This is a genomic window from Modestobacter marinus, from assembly GCF_011758655.1.
In the GTDB taxonomy this organism is placed as follows: Bacteria; Actinomycetota; Actinomycetes; order Mycobacteriales; family Geodermatophilaceae; genus Modestobacter; species Modestobacter marinus.
Window position 1 is genome coordinate 362,725 of the sequence record NZ_JAAMPA010000002.1, and the last position, 13,282, is coordinate 376,006.

At 75.4% G+C, this 13,282-nt stretch carries 13 protein-coding genes; 11 read left to right on the forward strand and 2 right to left on the reverse strand.

Annotation, left to right across the window (positions count from 1 at the left end):
* The first annotated feature begins 347 nt into the window (after positions 1–347).
* A complete protein-coding gene (locus FB380_RS17720; protein ID WP_166756664.1) occupies positions 348–1,097 on the forward strand; it encodes an SDR family oxidoreductase in 750 nt (249 codons plus the stop codon).
* Between the two features lie 111 nt (positions 1,098–1,208).
* On the opposite strand, the gene FB380_RS17725 is transcribed toward FB380_RS17720, so the two are convergent.
* Positions 1,209–2,327 carry a DUF3866 family protein gene (locus FB380_RS17725; RefSeq protein WP_166756665.1) on the reverse strand — a complete coding sequence of 373 codons (1,119 nt, stop codon included), beginning with the start codon at positions 2,325–2,327 and terminating at the stop codon, positions 1,209–1,211.
* 72 nt (positions 2,328–2,399) lie between these two features.
* Between FB380_RS17725 and FB380_RS17730 the strand changes: the two genes are divergently transcribed.
* The 8 genes from FB380_RS17730 to FB380_RS17765 all read left to right on the forward strand — a co-directional run bounded on the left by FB380_RS17730 (position 2,400) and on the right by FB380_RS17765 (position 10,644).
* Complete coding sequence (locus FB380_RS17730) at positions 2,400–3,377, forward strand: helix-turn-helix transcriptional regulator (protein WP_166756666.1); 978 nt, start codon at positions 2,400–2,402, stop codon at positions 3,375–3,377.
* Entirely contained in the window at positions 3,374–4,339 is a 966-nt protein-coding gene (locus FB380_RS17735; RefSeq protein ID WP_166756667.1) for a helix-turn-helix transcriptional regulator, read from the forward strand. The genes FB380_RS17730 and FB380_RS17735 overlap by 4 nt, the downstream gene beginning before the upstream one ends.
* 40 nt (positions 4,340–4,379) lie before the next feature.
* A complete protein-coding gene (locus FB380_RS17740; protein WP_166756668.1) occupies positions 4,380–4,586 on the forward strand; it encodes a hypothetical protein in 207 nt (68 codons plus the stop codon).
* Positions 4,587–4,689: 103 nt separating this feature from the next.
* Entirely contained in the window at positions 4,690–5,031 is a 342-nt protein-coding gene (tatA, locus tag FB380_RS17745) for a Sec-independent protein translocase subunit TatA (protein ID WP_166756669.1), read from the forward strand.
* A gap of 25 nt (positions 5,032–5,056) precedes the next feature.
* Positions 5,057–5,977 (forward strand): twin-arginine translocase subunit TatC, encoded by a 921-nt coding sequence (tatC, locus tag FB380_RS17750; RefSeq protein ID WP_229682224.1) that lies wholly within the window; start codon positions 5,057–5,059, stop codon positions 5,975–5,977.
* Between the two features lie 16 nt (positions 5,978–5,993).
* Positions 5,994–6,890, forward strand: a complete 897-nt coding sequence (locus FB380_RS17755) for a diacylglycerol/lipid kinase family protein (protein WP_166756670.1) — start codon at positions 5,994–5,996, stop codon at positions 6,888–6,890.
* An 81-nt stretch (positions 6,891–6,971) separates the two neighbouring features.
* Complete coding sequence (locus FB380_RS17760) at positions 6,972–9,815, forward strand: DEAD/DEAH box helicase (protein ID WP_166756671.1); 2,844 nt, start codon at positions 6,972–6,974, stop codon at positions 9,813–9,815.
* 556 nt (positions 9,816–10,371) lie between these two features.
* Complete coding sequence (locus FB380_RS17765; protein ID WP_166756672.1) at positions 10,372–10,644, forward strand: DUF4333 domain-containing protein; 273 nt, start codon at positions 10,372–10,374, stop codon at positions 10,642–10,644.
* Positions 10,645–10,653: 9 nt separating this feature from the next.
* Here the strand turns inward: FB380_RS17765 and FB380_RS17770 are convergent, their stop codons facing one another.
* A complete protein-coding gene (locus tag FB380_RS17770; protein ID WP_166757205.1) occupies positions 10,654–11,562 on the reverse strand; it encodes a 5'-3' exonuclease in 909 nt (302 codons plus the stop codon).
* Between the two features lie 75 nt (positions 11,563–11,637).
* Between FB380_RS17770 and FB380_RS17775 the strand changes: the two genes are divergently transcribed.
* Positions 11,638–12,789: a M24 family metallopeptidase gene (locus FB380_RS17775; protein WP_229682223.1), complete on the forward strand. Its 1,152-nt coding sequence runs from the start codon at positions 11,638–11,640 to the stop codon at positions 12,787–12,789.
* Complete coding sequence (locus FB380_RS26055; RefSeq protein WP_166756674.1) at positions 12,764–13,246, forward strand: Lrp/AsnC family transcriptional regulator; 483 nt, start codon at positions 12,764–12,766, stop codon at positions 13,244–13,246. The genes FB380_RS17775 and FB380_RS26055 overlap by 26 nt, the downstream gene beginning before the upstream one ends.
* Positions 13,247–13,282: the final 36 nt, after the last annotated feature.

A 13,282-nucleotide genomic window follows, 5' to 3' on the forward strand; every position in this document is an offset into this window, starting at 1 on the left:
GACGCACCGGACGGACGCCCGGTGCGCCGATGCCAGGGGGCAGTCCCGGCGTCGGTCAACGGGCGCGGCCCCGGGTGCGATGGACGGCCGTCCGTGCGCCGGACGGGCAGCCGCGCCCGTTGCTGACCACCGTTGCGCGGGACCGGCGCCGAGCGAGGCCTGACGTCGGCACGCCGTCCGCCGCCGCTTCTTGATACGACCGTTATCCCCAACTATGCGCCGGCACGCTGCCGGAAGACCAACGACCGCACCGACCAGGGGAGGGGCGGACCCCACGGCCGTCTCCCGCAGCACAGCACCGGAACGGAGTGCTCGCCGTGTGCGTGTCCGTCGACCACACTGCCGCGGTGGGCACCGCACTCGTCACCGGAGTCAGCCGGCGCAGCTCCATCGGGTTCGCGGTGGCCCGGCGGCTGCTGGAGCGCGGGGACCAGGTCGTCGTCCAGTCCTGGGCACCGCACGACGCCGAGCAACCCTGGGGCGCCGACGACCTGGCCGCCGTCCTCGCCGAGCTGGGCGACCCGCCGCATCTGCGCGCCGACCTGGCCGACCCCGAAGCCCCGGCCCGGCTGGTGGCCGCCGCCCGGGACGCCGTCGGACCGCTGACCACCCTGGTCGCCGCGCACGCCCGCAGCGCCCTGGGCCGGTTGGCCGAGGTGACGGCAGCGGAGGTCGACCTCTGCTTCGCGGTCAACGCCCGCGGCAGCCTGCTGCTCACCCAGGCCTTCGCCGGCCGGTACGAGCCGGCCGCCGGCCCGGGCGCCGTCGTCCTGTTCACGTCGGGCCAGCACCGGGGGCCGATGTCCCGCGAGCTGCCCTACGCGATCAGCAAGGGCGCGATCCAGCAGATGACGCTGTCGCTGGCCGACGAGCTCATCGACGCCGACATCACCGTCAACTGCCTGAACACCGGTCCGACCGACACCGGGTGGGCCGATCCGGCCGAGCAGGACGTCGTGGCCCGGCTGATGCCGCGGGGGCGCTGGAACACCGCCGCCGAGGCAGCCGCCGTCGTCGCCTGGCTGACCGGCCCGGACGCCCGTTCGGTCACGGGACAGACCATCGACGCCGAGGGCGGCTTCCGCCGCTGGGGATGAAGCCCTAGACGGGGGCGGCAGGTCCCCGTGTTGTGACGGACCGTTATGCCCGACTCCGGCCGCGACGTACCCGGACAAGCACTGCAAGCAGCGACGAGCCAGGCCGTCCCCTCAGGCCGGCGGAGGACCGAACAGGAGCAGCTGCGCAGCGAACCGGCCCGCGGCCGCCGCCGCGAGGAAGTAGGCGCGGTCCTCGGCCAGGCCACGGCCCATCGTCGACAGCCGCACCGGCGACGCGGCCAGGGCGTCCTCGAGCCCGATCGAGTCGACCCACTCCACCGGGTTCCGCTCCGGCTGCCCGGCCAGGTCCTCCTCGACCTGGGTGCCCAGGTCCGAGCCCAGCCCGCGGGGCGCGACCAGGGTGACCCCACCCAGCGCGACCCGCCCGAACGCGGTCAGCGAGTGGTGCGAGACGCCGCGGTGCCGGGGTCGGGGGTCGGCGTCGGAGATGCGCAACGCGCCGACGGCGCGGCCGCCGAGCACGTGCACCGCGTTGCAGGCCTCACCGGCGGCGACCCCGGAGAAGCCCCACGGCGTCCCGGTGCCCAGGTTGCCCGGGCCCTGGGTGACGATCGCGACGTCGGCCCGCAGCACGTGCCGCGCAGCCAGCAGCCCGGTGTGCACGGTGACGGCCTCCACGTCGCCACCGAACGCCTGCCCGACGGTGACCACCCCGGCCAGCGACCCGGCGAGGGTGTCCAGCGTCCGGGAGAACGCCGCGGGCAGCGCCCCGCCATCGGTCATCACGTAGGCCACCCGCAGCGCCGGGTCGGTGACGTGCACACCGGCCAGCACCGCCGGCAGGGCCGAGTGCAGGTCGGCCACGACCACGGGCATGCCGTCGAGGTCCTCGGCGCCGGCGATCGTCTCGTGGTGCGGGGTGTCCTGCTCGTCCACGCCCTGCACTGTCACCTGCAGCGGCGTGTACCGGCCCTTCACCAGGTGGCCGGGGCCGGTCGGGTCCGGCGGCAGCCGGTCGGGGACGGCGACGACCAGCGCGTACCCGCCGGTGCCCAGCCGCTGCGCCCAGGCCGTGGTGTTCAGCAGCACCTCGTCGTCCACCTGGGGCGTCCCGACCAGGGAGGGGTGCGCCAGCGCCTTCACCGTCCCGTCCTCGGGCACCTCGACGGTCAGCTCCTGCGCATCCCGCCACGCGCGGCCGAGCTCGGTGACGCGGCCACGGCGCCAGCGGATCCGGGAACCGGGGGCGGGGGACGGTGCATCAGTCACCGGGGGAGGCTAACCAGCCCGGCCCCCGGCTGCTGGTCAGTGGCCGGGGCCGCTGCGCACTAACCTGTGCCCGTGGCAGCCAAGCGGGCGGAACGACTGGTGAACCTGGTCATCGCCCTGCTCGGGACCCGGCAGTACGTCTCGGCGGCGAAGATCCGCACGATCGTCCCCGGCTACGAGCCCGACGACGGCACCGACCGCGCCGACGAGGCGTTCAAGCGGATGTTCGAGCGGGACAAGGCCGAGCTGCGCGAGATCGGCGTCCCCCTGGAGACCGGGCGCACCAGCGCCTTCGACACCGAGGACGGCTACCGCATCGCCCGGGCCGACTACGAGCTGCCGGAGATCACCCTCACCGGCGAGGAGGCCGCGGCGGTGGGGTTGGCGCTGCGGCTGTGGCAGTCCGCGCAGCTGGCCGGTGCCGCGCAGGGCGCCCTGGTGAAGCTGCGGGCCGCCGGCGTGGCGGTCGACCAGTCCCGCGGGTTGTCCATCCAGCCACGCCTGGACGCCGGCGAGCCCGCCTTCGAGCCCTGCTACGCCGCGGCACGCGACCGCCGGGCACTCACCTTCGACTACCGCCGTCCCGACGAGCAGTCCGCCACCCGCCGCCGGGTGCAGCCGTGGGGCCTGGTGGCCTGGCACGGCCGCTGGTACCTGGTCGGTCACGACCTGGACCGGCAGGCCGCCCGGGTCTTCCGGCTCTCCCGGGTCACCGGCACCCCGCGGGCCAGCGGCCCCGCCGGCGCCTTCGAGCCGCCCGCCGACCTGGACCTGGCCTCGGTGGTCGCCGGCTCGGAACGTCGGGAGGAGCAGCTCGTCATCGTCCGGGCCCGGCCGGGCACCGCGATCGGCCTGCGCCGGCACGCCACCCCGCTGGGGGCCGCCGACGACGGCGACGACCGGCTGGAGCTGCGCACCACCGAGCCCTGGGCGCTGGCCGACGAGCTGGCCGCCTACGGTCCCGACGTGCTGGTCGAGGCGCCGCAGCGGATGCGGGAGGCGGTCGTGGCCCGGCTCAGCGAGCTGGCCTCCCTGGGGGAGCGGGCATGACCCCGCCCAGCACGGCCGAGCGGATGACCCGGCTGCTCGCCCTGGTGCCATACCTGACCGCCCGGCCCGACGGCGTCCGGCTGGCCGATGCAGCCGCCGACTTCGGGGTCACCGAGGCCCAGCTGCGCCGGGACCTCGACCTGCTCTGGGTCTGCGGCCTGCCCGGGCACGGGCCCGGCGACCTCATCGACCTGGCCTTCGAGGGCGACCGGGTGCGGATCACCTTCACCGCCGGGATGGTGCGCCCGCTGCGGCTGTCCACCGACGAGGCGGTCGCGCTGATCGTCGCGCTGCGCACGCTGCTGGAGCTGCCCGGGCTGGCCGAGGGCGAGGCGGTCAGCCGCGCCCTGGCCAAGGTCTCGGCCGCGGCCGGGCACCCGGCGGAGGTCCGGGCGCCGGTGGCGATCAGCGTCGGCGCCCGGGCGCAGTCCCTCGCCGTCGTCCGCGAGGGGGTGGAGCGGCGCCGTGCGCTGCACCTGCACTACTACGTGCCCAGCCGGGACGAGCGCACCGAGCGCACCGTCGACCCGATGCGGCTGCTGCTGGTCGACGGCCACTGGTACCTGGAGGCGTGGTGCCGTCGTGCCGAGGGCGTCCGGCTGTTCCGGCTGGACCGGATCGACGAGGTCGCCGTCCTCGACGAACCGGCCGCCCCACCGCCCCAGGCGCACGAGCGCGACCTGGACGACGGGCTCTACCAGCCCGGCGAGGAGGAACCGCAGGTCCGCCTGCGGCTGGCCCGCACCGCCCGCTGGATCGCCGACTACTACCCGGTGGAGGAGCAGACCGAGGTCAGCGACCCACCGGGCGGGCTCGCGGTCACGGTCCGGACGTCGGACCTGTCCTGGGCGCGCCGGCTGGTCGCCTCGCTGGGCGGGGCGGCCACCGTGGACGAGCCGGTCGAGCTGGCCGCCCAGGTCGCCGCGGACGCCCGCGCCGCGCTGGCCCGGTACGCGGACTGACCGGGCGCCCGGTACCGACCACGCCGGTTAGGCTCGCCCCGTGCTGCTGATCGTGTGGATCGTCGTCCCCGTGCTGGCCCTGCTGGTGCTCGGCGTCCTCGGGTACGGGGTGTTCGGTGCCGCCGGGCGGCTGGACCGCGAGCTGCAGGCGCTGGAGGACGACGTCCGCCCGGTGCTCGCCGAGGCGCAGGGCGTCGCGGAGAAGGCCGCCGCCCAGCGCGCAGCGCGGTCGGAGACCGAGGGCTGAACCGGAGGTGGACGGCGCACGTACAGCCGTCCGCGGCTCTCGACCTGCCCCGTTCCGGGCGTAGAGTCAGCTCTGCACGCCCCCCACGACTCGGAGGAGTCCGATGAACCTCGGTCCCATGGAGATCGGCCTCATCATCCTGGCCGTCCTGCTGCTCTTCGGTTACAAGAAGCTGCCGGACGCCTCCCGCTCGATGGGGCGCTCCATGCGCATCTTCAAGAGCGAGATGAAGGGCATGAAGGACGACGACGTGCGCGCCAAGGACGAGGCCCGCACCTCCCCGGTCACCGGCGAGATCGTGGCCCCCGCGGTGACCCCGGGTGCCGTCGACTACGAGGCCGAGGCCGCCGCCGCCGAGGCCCGGGCCGCCGAGGCCCGGGCGCGTGCGGAGCAGGCCCGGGCACAGCAGGTGCGTTCGTCGGCAGCCGCCGACGGCACCCGCTGACCCAGCAGTCCTGGACCGGGCACCGGTGACCGATCCCGGCCGCCGGCGCTCCCTCCGCCGGCGGCGCCCGCCGCGCGACGAAGCGGCGACCATGTCCCTGGTGGGGCACCTGCGCGAGCTGCGCAACCACCTGGTCAAGGCGCTGCTGGCCGTGGCGGCGGGCACGATCGTCGGCTTCCTCTGGTACGACCACGGGCTGCTGACCTTCTTCACCGAGCCCTACTGCGCCCTGCCCGGCGAGCTGCGCCTGCAGGGTGACGGCGAGTGCCGGCTGGTCGTCCTCGACGTCTTCGGCGGGGTGCTCCTCCGGCTCAAGATCGGCCTGCTGGCCGGTGTGGTGCTGTCGTCGCCCTTCTGGCTCTACCAGCTCTGGGCCTTCATCACCCCCGGCCTGAAGCGCAACGAGAAGCGCTACGGGATCGGCTTCGTCGCCGCCTCCACCACGCTGTTCGCGCTGGGTGCGGTGATGGCCTACATCACGCTGACCAAGGGCTTGGAGCTGCTGCTCTCCCTGGCCGGCGACGAGGTCGCCTTCCAGCTCACCGCACCGGACTACCTGGGCTTCGTGATCAGCCTGCTGGTCGCGTTCGGGCTCTCCTTCGAGCTGCCGCTGATCGCCGTGGGCCTCAACCTGGTCGGGATCCTGAGCCACGAGGCGCTGTCCGGTGCCCGGCGCTGGATCTACTTCCTGACGATCGTCTTCGCGGCCTTCATCACGCCCACGCAGGACCCGTTCACCATGCTGGCGATGGCCGTGCCGATGTGCGTGCTGTTCGAGCTGGCGATCCAGGTCGCCCGGGTCGTCGACAAGCGGCGGGCCAAGCGGGAGGCTGCGGAGGGCCTGGCCGGCCTGGACGACGACGAGGCGTCGCCGAGCATCGAGGCCGCCAGCCCGCTGGACACCACCCCCAGCTCCATCGACGAGCCGGCACACCTGCAGCGCTGAGCCGGCGGGCACGGGCATGACGCGGCCGGAGGTCGCCGTCCTGGTCAACGCCGCCGCCGGGCGCGGCCGCGGCGCGCGGGCGGTGCCCGCCGTGGTGGGTGCGCTGACCGCGGGTGGCGTGCGCCCCCGGGTGCTGGCGGCCGGCACCCGGGCCGACGGGGAGCGCCAGGCCGCGGTCGCGGTGGCCGACGGGGTCGCCGCGGTGGCCGCCCTCGGGGGCGACGGCACCGCGCACGCCGCGCTCCAGGCGGTGGCCGGCACCGGCATCCCGCTGGCCCTGCTGCCCGCCGGCAGCGGCAACGACCTGGCCACCGCCCTGGGTGTGCCGCCCGACCCGGTGCGGGCCGCTGCCGCGCTGACCGCGGACCTGCGCGCCGGCCGCACCCGGCTGCTCGACGCCGCCCGCACCGGCGGGCGCTGGTGGGCCACCGTGCTCTGCTGCGGCTTCGACTCGGCGGTCACCGACCGGGCGGGCCGGCTGCGCTGGCCCCGCGGGCACCACCGCTACGACGTGGCCATCCTGCTCGAGCTGGCCCGGCTGCGGCCCCGCGCCGTCACGCTCACCGTCGACGGCGCCGTCCGCCAGCAGGAGGTCACCCTGGTCGCCTTCGGCAACACCGCCTGGTACGGCGGTGGACTGCGGATCGCGCCCGCCGCCGACCCGGCCGACGGGCTGCTGGAGGTCGTCGTCATCGGGCCGGTCAGCCGGCGCGAGCTGGTGCGCACCCGCCCCCGGCTGGCCGCCGGCAGCCACGTCGACCACCCTGCCGTCACCGTGCTGCGTGGCCGGGAGATCGGCCTGGCCGGTGCCGGCCTGACCACCTGGGCCGACGGCGAGCCGATCAGCCCCCTCCCGGTCACGACGGTCTGCGTCCCCAGAGCCGTCACCGTCCTCGGCACCACCTGCCCCTGACCCGGTCTCCACGGAAATGGCCATTTCTGTGGAGACGGGGGACAACGGGTGGTGGTCCGGAGGAGCGCCTAACGTGGGGGCATGTCCAGCCCGGCTGAGCGTTATGCGGCTGCCCGCCGGCGGAACGCACACCCCACCCTGTCGGACTTCACCGCCGAGCTCGGCTTCTCCCTGGACCCCTTCCAGGTCGAGGCGTGCGAGGCGCTCGAGCAGGGCTCCGGTGTGCTGGTCTGCGCCCCGACCGGTGCCGGCAAGACGGTGGTGGGCGAGTTCGCGGTCCACAAGGCGCTGGCGGAAGGCCGCAAGGCCTTCTACACCACCCCGATCAAGGCGCTGAGCAACCAGAAGTACCGCGACCTCTGCGACCGGTACGGGACGGCGAAGGTCGGGTTGCTGACCGGGGACAACGCCATCAACGGCGATGCACCGGTGGTCGTGATGACCACCGAGGTGCTGCGCAACATGCTCTACGTCGACTCCCCGGCCCTCACCGACCTCGGCTACGTCGTCATGGACGAGGTGCACTACCTGGCCGACCGGTTCCGCGGCGCGGTGTGGGAAGAGGTGATCATCCACCTCCCCGAGCACGTCCGGCTGGTCTCGCTGTCGGCCACGGTGAGCAACGCCGAGGAGTTCGCCGACTGGCTGGTCACCGTCCGCGGGGACACCAAGGTCGTGGTCAGCGAGGTGCGGCCGATCCCGCTGTGGCAGCACATGCTGGTGGGCGGCCGGGTGTTCGACCTGTTCGCGCTGCGGCCGGCGGCCCACGCGGGGGAGTGGGAGCAGACCCCGCGCGGGCTGTCGACCCGGGAGCGCGGCCGCGCGGTCGTCGACCCCGAGCTCGTCCGGTACGTGCACGAGCAGGAGCGCCGGCACGACAGCTGGCACGGCGGCGGGGCAACGCGCGGCGGCTCGGCGAACGGCGGGTTCAGCCACAAGCCCCGGTACCGGCCGCCGTCCCGGTCGGAGGTCATCGAGCGGCTGGACCGGGCCGGGCTGCTCCCCGCGATCACCTTCGTGTTCAGCCGGAACGGCTGCGACGCCGCGGTGCACCAGTGCCTGGCCTCCGGGATGCGGCTGACCGATGAGACCGAGCGCCGGGCGATCGCCGAGATCATCGACCGGCGCACCGGCTCGCTGCCCGAGGAGGACCTGCACGTCCTCGGCTTCTGGGAGTGGCGGGAGGGGCTGCTCGCCGGCTTCGCCGCCCACCACGCCGGGCTGGTGCCGGCGTTCAAGGAGACCGTCGAGGAGTGCTTCGTCCGCGGCCTGGTCAAGGCGGTGTTCGCCACCGAGACCCTCGCCCTGGGCATCAACATGCCCGCGCGCACCGTCGTCCTGGAGCGGCTGGTGAAGTGGAACGGCGAGGCGCACGCCGACGTCACGCCGGGGGAGTACACCCAGCTCACCGGCCGGGCCGGCCGGCGGGGCATCGACATCGAGGGCCACGCCGTCGTCGTCTGGGCGCCGGGGGTCGACCCGGCGGCCGTCGCCGGGCTGGCCAGCACCCGCACCTACCCGCTGCGCTCCTCCTTCCGGCCCAGCTACAACATGGCCGTCAACCTGGTCGGCGCCTTCGGCCGGGAGCGCGCCCGCGAGCTGCTCGCCTCCTCCTTCGCGCAGTTCCAGGCCGACCGGTCGGTGGTCGGCCTGGCCCGCTCGGCCGCCCGGCACGAGGAGGACGCCGCCCGCCTGCTCAAGGAGATGAACGCCGGGCTCAGCGCCGCCGTGCTGGACGTCGCCGGGTACGCCCGGCTGCGGATGGAGATCTCCGAGCGGGAGAAGGCGCTGTCCCGCGACTCGCAGGCCAAGCGCCGGCTGGAGGCCGCCGAGTCCCTCGCCGCGCTGCGGGCCGGCGACGTCATCCGGGTGCCGAGCGGCCGGCGCCAGGGGCTGGCCGTCGTCCTCGACCCCGGGGTCACCGAGCTCACCGACCCCCGGCCCCTGGTGCTCACCGAGGACAAGTGGGCCGGCCGGCTCGGCTCGGTCGACTTCCCGTCGCCGGTGAGCGCGCTGGCCCGGGTCAAGGTGCCGAAGAACTTCAACCACCGCAGCCCGCACGCCCGCCGCGACCTCGCCTCCACGCTGCGCAACGCACGGGCCGAGAACGGCCTGGGCGCCCGGCGCACCAAGGGGCGGTCGGCGGCCGACGACGACCCGGTGCTCGCCGACCTGCGGCACGCGCTGCGCGCCCACCCGGTGCACGGGCTGCCCGACCGGGAGGAGCGGGTGCGGGCCGCCGACCGCTGGCTGCGCGAGGTGCGGGACGGCGAGCGGCTGCGCCGGCAGATCGCCGACCGCACCGGCTCGCTGACCCAGCAGTTCGACCGCACCTGCGACGTCCTGACCGAGCTCGGCTACCTGCAGCCCGACCTCCCACGGGACGACGACATCTCGCCCGCTGCGGTGGTCACCGAGGCGGGCCGCCGGCTCGGCCGGATCTGGTCGGAGACCGACCTGCTGACCGCCGAGTGCCTGCGGGCCGGGGTGTTCCGGGGCCTCACGCCCGCTGAGCTGGCCGGCTGCGTCTCCGCCCTGGTCTTCGAGGCGCGCCGGGAGAGCGCCGCCCAGCCCTCCGTGCCGGCCGGCAAGGTCGCCGGCGCGCTCGCCGAGATGCGCAGGGTGCACACCGCGCTCACCGACCTGGAGCGGGAGCACGCGCTGCCGGTCACCCGCGACCCGGACCTGGGCTTCGTCTGGGCCGCCTACCGGTGGGCCGACGGGCAGAGCCTCGACCGGGTGCTCGCCGGGGCGCAGCAGGCGGGGACCGAGCTCTCCGGTGGCGACTTCGTCCGCTGGGCCCGGCAGCTGGTCGACCTGCTCGACCAGCTCGCCAAGGTGGCCGACGACCCCTTGGCCGGCATCGCCCGGGCCGCGGTGGGCCGGGTGCGCCGCGGGGTGGTCGCGGTCGCCGTCACGGACTGATCCGCGCCCCGGCGGCCGGTGGGCCACAATCGGCCGTCCCTGCGCACGCCGGGGTGCCCGGTGCCACCGAGGAGCGACGATGAGCCAGCCGCCGCAGGGCGAGGACCCGCAGTCCCCGTGGGCTCGCCCGGACCACGAGCCCGGCGGTGCACCCGGTACGCGGCCGGCGGCGCCGGAGGGGGAAGGCCCGCGAGGCGGCTGGGGCCCGCCCCGGCAGCCACCGCAGGGCCAGGGCTGGGGAGGGGCCCCCGGGTACGGGCAGCGTGCGGACTGGGGTCCGCCGGCGCCGGCGCCGGACGGCTGGGGGTCGGCGTCCGGGCAGCAGGGGCGGTCCGGTGGTTGGGGTCCGCCGTCCGGGCAGCAGGGGCAGCCGGGTGGTGGGCGGCCTGCGCCGGGCGGCTGGGGGCCGCCGGCAGGACAGCACGGTGGCTGGGGTGCGCCGTCCGCACCGGGCGGGTGGGGCCCGCCCTCCGGGCTGTACGGGTCTCCCGGGGGCTGGGGGCCGCCGGCGCCGCCGGCCCGGAGGCCGTCCCGGCGACCGCGGCTGCTGGTCCTGGTGGCGCTGGCGGTCCTGGTGGTGGTCGCCGCATCGACCATGTCCTCGCCGCTGGGCGGCACCCGGCTCGACCCGGCGGCGGTGGAGCGCGCCGTGGCCGACCAGTTCGAGGACCGGGAGGGCGTCGCCCTGGAGCTCAGCTGCGCGGACGAGCTGCCGGTCCGCGACGGCGCCACCTACTCGTGCGCGGGCCGGACCGTGGACGGCGAGCCGGTCACCATCTCGATCACCCTCACCGGTGAGGACGGCGACTACACCTGGGCCGCGAGCTGACCGGGCGGCTCAGTCCTGCGCCCACCCCAGCGCGGACCCCAGCCGCCGCACCGAGGACTCCAACCCGTGCTCCTCGGCCAGCCCCGCCAGGGCATCGGGGTCGGCCGGGTGCCGGGGGAGGTCGCCGTCCACGGGTGGCAGGTCGATGGTGGTGACGACGGCGACCACCTCGGGCGCGGCGTCGAGGTAGTCCGCGGCCGCGTGCAGCTTCTTCAGCACGGCCGCGGTCAGGGGCGCCTTCGGGACGGCGGTCCGGGCGGCCGCCGCCCGGATGCCGGCCAGCGAGCCGAACTCGTTGATCAGCGCCGCCGCCGTCTTCTCCCCGACGCCGGACACCCCGGGCAGCCCGTCACTGGGGTCGCCGCGGAGCACCGCGAAGTCGGCGTAGGAGCGCCCCGGGATGCCGTACTTCGCCGCGACCGCCGCCTCGTCGACGAACTCCAGGTCGTTGATGCCGCGGTTGGTGTAGAGCACCCGCACGCCGCGGGCGTCGTCGACCAGCTGGAACAGGTCGCGGTCGCCGGTGACCACGTCGACCGGCCCGCGGGCGCGGGTGGCCAGCGTGCCGATGACGTCGTCCGCCTCGTACCCGGGGGCGCCGACCCGGGTCAGCCCGGCGGCGGCGAGCACGTCGACCAGCACCGGCACCTGCGGCCCGAGCTCCTCGGGTGTCTCCTCACCGCCTGCCGGTGCCACCCGGTGTGCCTTGTAGCTGGGCACGGCGGCGACCCGGAACGCCGGGCGCCAGTCGTCGTCCCAGCAGGCGACCAGCCGCTGCGGCCGGTGCGCGACGACCAGCCGGGCGGTCATGTCCAGGAAGCCGCGGACGGCGTTGACCGGCCGGCCGTGCGGCCCGGTCACGCTGGTCGGCACCCCGTAGAAGGCACGGAAGTACAGGCTCGCCGCGTCCAACAGCATCGTCGTCACGCCGGGCACGGTAACGGTGCGATGACGAGGGCCGGAGCTGTCGCTCCCGCTGGTTACTCTGCGCACGTGGTCGCCGTCTCTCCTCCTCCGTCCTCCCCGCTGGTGTCCATCGACCGGGTGCACGCGGCCCGCGCCGTGGCCGACGAGCTGGGCATCGACGTCGTCGTGGTCACGCCCGGCTCCGACCTGCGCTACCTGTGCGGCTACGACGCGCACGCCATGGAGCGGCTGACCGCCCTGGCCGTGCCCCGCCGGGGCGAGCCGCTGCTCGTGGTGCCGCGGCTGGAGGCACCGATGATCGCCGCCTCGCCGGCCGGTCAGCTCGGCCTGGAGGTGCTGGCCTGGGACGAGACCGATGACTCCTTCGCCCGGCTCGCCGAGGCGGTCACCGCCCGGCTGGGCAGCGCCCCGGCCCGGGTGGCCGTCGGGTCGCGCACCTGGGCCGAGCACGCGCTGGGCATCCAGCGGGCGCTGCCGGGTTCGGCGCTGGAGCTGGCCAGCCCGGTCATCGACCGGCTGCGGATGGTGAAGACGCCGGCCGAGATCGAGGAGCTGGCGATCGCCGGTGCCGCGATCGACCGGGTGCACGCCCGGATGGGGGAGTGGCTGCGGGTCGGGCGGACGGAGGCCGAGGTCGGCGCCGACGTCGCCGCGGCGATCCTGGCCGAGGGCCACGTCGGCGTCGACTTCACGATCATCGGCTCGGGCCCCAACGGCGCCAGCCCGCACCACGAGCTCTCCGACCGGGTGGTGGAGGCCGGCGACGTCGTCGTCGTGGACATCGGCGGGGAGACCGCGACCGGCTACCGCTCCGACTGCACCCGCACCTACCTGGTCGGCGGGTACGCCGCCCGCGGTCTGGTCGAGTGGTTCGCCGTCCTGCAGCGGGCGCAGGCGGCGGCCGTCGCCGCGGTGCGTCCCGGCGTCACCTGCGCCCAGATCGACGCCGTCGCCCGGGACGTCATCACCAAGGCCGGGTTCGGGGAGCACTTCATCCACCGCACCGGGCACGGCATCGGGCTGGACACCCACGAGGCGCCCTACGTCGTCGCCGGCAACGACCTGCCGCTGGAGCCGGGGATGGCCTTCTCGGTCGAGCCCGGCATCTACCTGCCCGGGCGCTACGGCGCCCGGATCGAGGACATCGTCGTCTGCACCGACGACGGCGTGCGCAACCTGAACAACGGTCCCCGTGAGCTCGTCGAACTCCCCGGCTGAGGCCGGGGGGCCGCCGGCTGCCCAGGACGTCGACCGGGAGCTGCTGAGCACCCTGGCCCGCGACGGGCGGGCGAGCTTCACCGAGCTCGCCGAGCGGGTCGGCCTGTCGGTGTCCGCGGTCCACCAGCGGGTCCGCCGGCTGGAACAGCGGGGCCTGATCACCGGCTACGCGGCGCAGCTGGACGCCAAGGGGCTGGGGCTGCCGCTGACCGCCTTCGTCTCCATCACCCCGATCGAGGCCGCGCAGCCCGACGACGCACCGGCCCGGCTGGCGCACCTGTCGGCCATCGAGGCCTGCCACTCGGTGGCCGGGGTGGAGAGCTACATCCTCAAGGTCCGGGTGGCCTCGCCGGATGCGCTCGAGGCGCTGCTGCACGAGATCCGGTCGGCGGCCAACGTCACCACCCGGACGACGGTCGTGCTCTCCACCTTCTACGAGGACCGCCCACCGGTCTGACCGGCAGCGTGCACGACACCCGACCGGACGGCGGCG

Excerpts from the sequence above, each read along its gene's own strand:
- FB380_RS17735 (WP_166756667.1), top strand. The coding sequence starts at position 3,374 with ATGACCCCGCCCAGCACGGCCGAGCGGATGACCCGGCTGCTCGCCCTG.
- tatA (WP_166756669.1), top strand. The coding sequence starts at position 4,690 with ATGAACCTCGGTCCCATGGAGATCGGCCTCATCATCCTGGCCGTCCTG.
- FB380_RS17755 (WP_166756670.1), top strand. The coding sequence starts at position 5,994 with ATGACGCGGCCGGAGGTCGCCGTCCTGGTCAACGCCGCCGCCGGGCGC.
- FB380_RS17760 (WP_166756671.1), top strand. The coding sequence starts at position 6,972 with ATGTCCAGCCCGGCTGAGCGTTATGCGGCTGCCCGCCGGCGGAACGCA.
- FB380_RS17770 (WP_166757205.1), bottom strand. The coding sequence starts at position 11,562 with ATGCTGTTGGACGCGGCGAGCCTGTACTTCCGTGCCTTCTACGGGGTG.